Raw genomic sequence first — 2,481 nt, 5'->3', positions numbered from 1 at the left:
GAACTTGTAGCCCTTGGTGTAGTCGAACTTCTCGACCGCGCGAATCAGGCCGAGGTTGCCTTCCTGGATGAGGTCGAGGAACGCCATGCCGCGACCGGTGTAGCGCTTGGCCAGCGACACCACCAGGCGAAGGTTGGCCTCCAGCAGGTGATTCTTCGCGCGGTCGCCGTCGCGGCAGATCCACAGGAAGTCGCGGCGTACGGCGGTGGACTGCTTCTCACCGTTCTCGACCCACTCGGCCATCTTCTGCGTGGCGTACAGGCCTGCCTCGATGCGCTTGGCGAGCTCGACCTCTTCCTCGGCGTTGAGCAGAGCGACCTTGCCGATCTGCTTGAGGTAGGCGCGCACCGAGTCCGCGGACGCGGTGAGCTCGGCATCCTTGCGGGCCTGCCGCAGTGCCTCGGACTCCTCTTCGTCCCACACGAAATCGCCTGAGGCCTTGTCCTTCTCGGACGGCTCGTTGATGTCGTCGTCACCAGCGGCTTCCTCAGCGCCGTCCTTGGTGGCCTTCCCTGCAGGAGCGGCCGCGCCTTCGGCGGGGGCGTCCTCTACCTCGGCTTCGAGGTCGACGAGTTCGACCTCACCGTCGGCCTCGAGGTCATCCGGCTCGGCTTCGAGGTCGTCGCCTGCCTCAGTACCGTCGGTCACGACCAGTTCATCGGCGCCGTCGGCGCCCTTCTTGCCGGGGCCCTTGGGTCCAGCCTTCGCGGCGGCCTTCTTGGCGGGGGCCTTGGCGGCCCGCTTGGCGGGCGCAGTCCCATTGGCGACCTTGGTCCCTGCAGCCTTCTTCGCGGGGGCCTTGGTGACGGTGCGCTTCACCGGCTCTTCAATGTCCGGGCTTACCTTCGTCGCTGCCACGTGCACCCCTTCGATCTTGCAAGACTTCGGTGGCGTGGGCGTGCGCCACCGGAAAACGTCGGCTGTCTGTTGATGGCGTTTGATATCAACTTGGATACTTGCCGCCATCCGTGATGCGGCCGCCGTCGACCATTGTAACGACAGTGTGAGGAACTGCCCCTACGAGCGGCAAATTCGCCTCCTCGGCGAGCCGTTTGCGCCCAGCCGGGCGCAGGCACCGTCGGCCGCGGGTGGGTGTTCGCCGATCGCATGATGGCTCGGCCGTCCTTTCCGCGCGCTGAAGCACGCGACGAATGACTCATTCTGACACTCGATTGCCAAAATCGAATGGTCGCGTGCAGGGTTTTCGCGGTAATGGACCATTTGGTTACCGTGAAGGCTGTCGATTCCGCCATCCGATCAAGGCCCAAAACGCCCTAGCGGCAGCGAAAGTATTTGCTAGCTGCCATGATGGGAACGTGCCATTGGCAACGGTGAGTCGTTCGGTTGAGAGGAACGCAGTCGATGACCTGCTGTCCTCGGCTGGCGTCGAACCGTCTGGCCTGGTGATCGTGGGAGAACCGGGAATCGGGAAGACCACCTTGTGGCTCGCGGGTGTGGCGCTGGCGCGAGATCGCGGATTCCGCGTGCTGTCGACGCGTGCCGACGAGGCGGAGTCGGTCTTGTCGTATGCGGCGGTCGCGGACCTGCTGGAGAGCGTCGAACCCGAGGTCATCGAAGGCCTGCCCGAACTGCAGCGGGTGGCCGTCGACCGGGTGCTGTTGCGGGGTGGCAGTGAGGGACCTCCGACCGACCAGCGGGTCACCGCGTCGGCGGTGGCGTCGATCGTCTCGGCGTTGGCCGTCGAGCAGCCCGTCCTGCTCGCGATCGACGACGCTCAGTGGTTGGACGTGTCCAGCCAGGCCGTTCTCGCATTCGCGTCGCGTAGGTTGACCGGCTGCGTCGGAATCCTGCTCACCGGCCGGGCCCACGCCTCCGAGCCCGATCCCGCGGCGTGGTTGCAACTCAGGGCGCCGGACGCCATCAGCCGGCTCCGCGTGCGGCCCTTGAGCCTTGGCGCGCTGCACACGATGATCTTCGAGCGGTTCGGGAAGGCGCTCCCGAGGCCGACGATGGTCCGGATCGCCGAGATCTCGGGCGGCAACCCCTTCTACGCCCTCGAACTGGCGCGGGCCGTCGATGGCCGATCGACCAACGCGGACTCGGTGCTGCCCAGCACGTTGACCGAGCTGGTGAGGCTGCGGACCGGACACTTCGACGGCGAGGTCGGCGACATGCTGCTCGCGGCCTGCTGCGTCATCGACGCGACGGTCGACCTCCTGGCGAATGCCACCAAGGTGTCGGTGGAGCGCGTCGTGGAACTGCTCGAAGGTCCAGAACGCGAAGGCATCGTGCGGATCGACGGCAATCGCGTGACGTTCGCGCATCCGCTTCTGGCACGCGGTATCTACACCCAGGCGGGCCCGGCCCGGCGGCGCCGGATGCACCGCACGCTGGCGGCCGTTGAGGTACAGCCCGAGCTCAAGGCCCGGCACATGGCGCTGGGGGCCGCGAGCGCCGAGCCCGAAACCTTGCACGCGCTCGACGATGCGGCAGCCGCGGCCGTTGCGCGCGGCGCTGCCG

Annotated in this window: 2 protein-coding genes; one reads left to right on the top strand and one right to left on the bottom strand. The window is 66.9% G+C overall.

Annotated elements, in window-relative coordinates:
• Window positions 1-858 (bottom strand): sigma-70 factor domain-containing protein (locus ACRDUX_RS37625; protein ID WP_526422100.1); only part of this gene is annotated, 858 nt, incomplete at its 3' end.
• Window positions 859-1,331: 473 nt separating this feature from the next.
• On the opposite strand from ACRDUX_RS37625, the gene ACRDUX_RS37620 reads away from it, so the two are divergent.
• A partial coding sequence (locus ACRDUX_RS37620) for an AAA family ATPase (RefSeq protein ID WP_526422098.1) occupies window positions 1,332-2,481 on the top strand: 1,150 nt, incomplete at its 3' end.

Origin of the sequence: Mycobacterium sp., assembly GCF_050701675.1 — a bacterium.
Lineage (GTDB): Bacteria > Actinomycetota > Actinomycetes > Mycobacteriales > Mycobacteriaceae > Mycobacterium.
Note: the sequence above shows the minus strand (reverse complement) of the source record. Positions and strands in the feature narration are given on the sequence as shown.